The sequence below is a fragment of the Stenotrophomonas sp. 3diitr2024 genome (genome assembly GCF_042136455.1).
Taxonomy (GTDB): domain Bacteria; phylum Pseudomonadota; class Gammaproteobacteria; order Xanthomonadales; family Xanthomonadaceae; genus Stenotrophomonas; species Stenotrophomonas sepilia.
Genome location: NZ_JBHHMJ010000724.1, coordinates 1 through 3,656, shown reverse-complemented (window position 1 = coordinate 3,656; position 3,656 = coordinate 1). Strand labels below are relative to the sequence as shown.

2 protein-coding genes are annotated in these 3,656 nt (G+C 66.5%); both read left to right on the top strand.

The annotated features are described in order from the left end of the window. Nucleotides 1–499: 499 nt before the first annotated feature. A complete protein-coding gene (locus ABGA94_RS18885) occupies nucleotides 500–1,885 on the top strand; it encodes an NAD-dependent succinate-semialdehyde dehydrogenase (RefSeq protein ID WP_065177620.1) in 1,386 nt (461 codons plus the stop codon). 63 nt (nucleotides 1,886–1,948) lie between these two features. Then, complete coding sequence (locus tag ABGA94_RS18880) at nucleotides 1,949–3,589, top strand: acetolactate synthase large subunit (RefSeq protein ID WP_375367922.1); 1,641 nt, start codon at nucleotides 1,949–1,951, stop codon at nucleotides 3,587–3,589. Nucleotides 3,590–3,656: the final 67 nt, after the last annotated feature.

Below are 3,656 nucleotides of genomic sequence, written 5' to 3'. Positions count from 1 at the left end.
GATCCGTTTTCCGCAGGAAAACGGATCTGACCCCGGATTCATTTCGATATCTGACAGAAAAATCGTGTCGACCAAGGTCGACACCTACCAACAGCCGCAGGAATCTGTCAGAGGTGGGGCGGGGGGGGGCCGGTTGCGGGGGCGTGAGCCGCATGGATGCGGCGACCGAGCTTACATGGGGGAGGGCGCTTTGCTTGCGAAGCACTGCTTCGCAAGCGCCCGAACGCCCAGCCGTCGGCGGCTGGGCCGGACCCCGGAGGGGGATTCACGCCGTCCCCCGCAACCGGACCCACCCCGCCATCCCACGGAATGCAGGCCTTTGACCTTGACGTTGCCCTGGCCTCTGCGGGTGCAGGGCGCAGCCCTGCAAACAGTCCCATTCAGACAGGTAAGTGCAGGTCACAGGATAAGCAGACGCCTTGTTGCCTCCGCCAATCGGGTTCACATTCCTGTGCAGAAGACGGGCCGCTGCCCGTTGCCGAGACAACAGGAGCCCTGCATGTCCGCTGCCCCCACCACCGCCATTTCCCGTGATCCGGCCACCGGCCAGCAGATCGCCAGCCACCCCTTCGCTACCGACGCCGAACTGGAAGCCATCCTCGATCGCGGCCAGGTCGGCTTTGCGGCCTGGAGCGTCAAGAGCCTCGAACAGCGCGCAGACGTACTGCGTGCGATGGCCGCCGTACTGCGGCGTGACCGTGAGAAGCTGGCCGCGCTGGCTACCGCCGAGATGGGCAAGGTGCAGGCCGAATCGCTGGCCGAGATCGAGAAGTGCGCCGTGCTGTGCGACTGGTACGCCGACCACGGTGCGCAGTTCCTGCGCGACGAGCCGACCCAGGTGCCCGACGACAAGGCCTATGTGGCCTACCTGCCGCTGGGCGTGGTGCTGGGCATCATGCCGTGGAACTTCCCGTACTGGCAGGTGATGCGTGCGGCGGTGCCGATCCTGATGGGCGGCAACGGCTTCCTGCTGAAGCCGGCCGAGAACATCGTCGGTACCGCGCAGCTGCTCGACGCGGCCTGGCGCGATGCCGGGCTGCCGGAAGGCACCTTCATCGCCGCCAACATCAGCCGCGAGGGCACCAGCCGCGCGATCGCCGATGATCGCATCGCCGCAGTGACCCTGACCGGCAGCGTGGCCGCAGGCCGCAGCATCGCCGCCCAGGCCGGGCAGGCGCTGAAGAAGGTGGTGCTGGAGCTGGGGGGCTCGGATCCGTTCATCGTGCTGGCCGACGCCGATCTGGATGCCGCCGTTGATGCGGCGGTGGCCTCGCGCTTCCAGAACACCGGGCAGGTCTGCATCGCCGGAAAGCGCATCATCGTCGAAGACGCGGTCTACGATCGTTTCGTGGCGCAGTTCTGCCAGAAGGTGCAGGCACTGACCATCGGCGATGGCCGCGACCCGGCCAACCGCATCGGCCCGATGGCGCGCCAGGACCTGCTGGAGCAGCTCGATGCGCAGGTACGGGCTTCGGTGGAGGCCGGTGCGCGGCTGCTGGTTGGCGGCCACCCGCTGGATCGCCCTGGAGCCTTCTATGCACCCACCGTGCTGGCCGACGTAGAGCCTGGCATGCAGGCCTTCGATACCGAGACCTTCGGGCCGGTGGCCTCGATCAGTCGCGCCCGCGACGCCGACCATGCGGTGGAACTGGCCAACCAGAGCGAATTCGGCCTGAGCGGCAACCTGTGGACCGGCGACCGCGCACGGGCCATGCAGCTGGCGCGCCGGCTGCAGACCGGCGGCGTGTTCGTCAACGGCTTCTCCGCTTCAGACCCGCGCGTGCCGATCGGCGGCGTGAAAAAGAGTGGCTTCGGTCGTGAGCTCTCGCACTTCGGCATCCGCGAATTCGTCAACGCGCAGACGGTGTGGTTCGACAAGCGTTGACGCGCGGCTCTCATCCTTCCTGCAACGATCCACCACCAGTCCAGCGAAAAGGACGGCATTCCAATGTCCAAGGGTTCAGACCTGCTCGTCGCCGCGCTTGAGAACGAAGGCGTCGAGCGCATTTTCGGTATTCCCGGCGAAGAGAACCTCGACGTGGTCGAGTCGCTTCGTCATTCCAGCATCGAGCTGGTCATCACCCGCCACGAACAGGCAGCGGTGTTCATGGCTGCAACCTATGGCCGCCTGACCGGCAAGCCCGGCGTGTGCCTGGCCACGCTCGGCCCCGGCGCGCTCAACTTCACCACCGGCGCCGCCTATGCGCTGCTGGGTGCGTGGCCGGTGATCATGATCACCGGCCAGAAGGGCATCGTCGCCAGCAAACAGGCGCGCTTCCAGATTGTCGACATCGTCGGCACGATGAAGCCGCTGACCAAGCAGGCGCGGCAGATCGTCTCGGCGCGCACGATCCCGACCATCGTCCGCGAGGCGTTCCGTGTCGCTCAGGAGGAGCGCCCGGGCCCGGTGCTGCTGGAGCTGCCCGAAGACATCGCGGCCGATGAGGTCGAGGGCGTGGCGCTGATTCCGCCGCATGCGGTGGACCGTCCCATTGCCAGCCCGGAGGCGCTGGATCGGGCGGCTGAGATCATCCGCAATGCCAAGCGGCCGTTGTTGATGATCGCTTCGGCGGCGTCGCGACCGCAGTCCAGTGAAGCGCTGTCGGCCTTTGTGTTGCGCGCCGGCATCCCGTTCTTCACCACGCAGATGGGCAAGGGCGCGGTGGCCGGAGGTTCGGGCCTGTACATGGGCACCGCCGCGCTGACCGAGCGTGACTACGTGCACATGGCGATCGACCAGGCTGACGTGATCGTGACCATCGGCCACGAGGTGACCGAAAAGCCGCCGTTCGTGATGCGCCCGGGTGGCCCGACCGTGATCCATATCGGCTACTCGCAGGCGGCGGTGGAACAGGTGTACTTCCCGCAGGTGGAGGTGATCGGCGACATCGGCCGTTCGCTCACCCAACTGGCCGACCGCATCGAAGGCGCGGTGCCGAACGCCGATGCTTTGCTGCCGCTGCGCGCGACCATCCTCGAGCATCTGGCCGACCGCGCCGAAGAGGCCGGGTTCACACCGCAGCGGCTGGTGCACGACGTGCGCCAGGTGATGCCGCCGGACGGCATCGTGGCGCTGGACAACGGCATGTACAAGATCTGGTTCGCCCGCAACTACCGTACCCAGGTCGCCAACACATTGCTGCTGGACAACGCGCTGGCGACCATGGGCGCGGGCCTGCCCTCGGCGATCATGGCCTCGATCCTGTATCCGCAGCGGCGGGTGCTGGCGGTGTGTGGTGATGGTGGCTTCATGATGAACAGCCAGGAGCTGGAGACAGCGCGCCGGCTGGGGCTCAACCTGGTGGTGCTGATCCTCAATGACGGCGCCTACGGCATGATCCGCTGGAAGCAGGCGGTGGATGGCTTCACCGACTACGGCATGACCTTCAGCAACCCCGACTTCGTGAAGTACGCCGAGGCCTATGGCTGCAAGGGGCATGAGGTGATCGCCATCGAGCAGTTCATCCCGACCCTGCAGGCGGCCTTCAACGAGGGCGGGGTGCACCTGGTGTCGGTACCGATCGATTACTCGGAAAACCAGCGGGTGCTGGTGGACGAGCTGCGGCAGGCGTTCCCCGGGAACAGGTAGATATCCAGGGGCCAGGTAGGGTCCCGGATGGGGTCAGATCCCTTTGCAGCGCAAAGGGATCTGACCC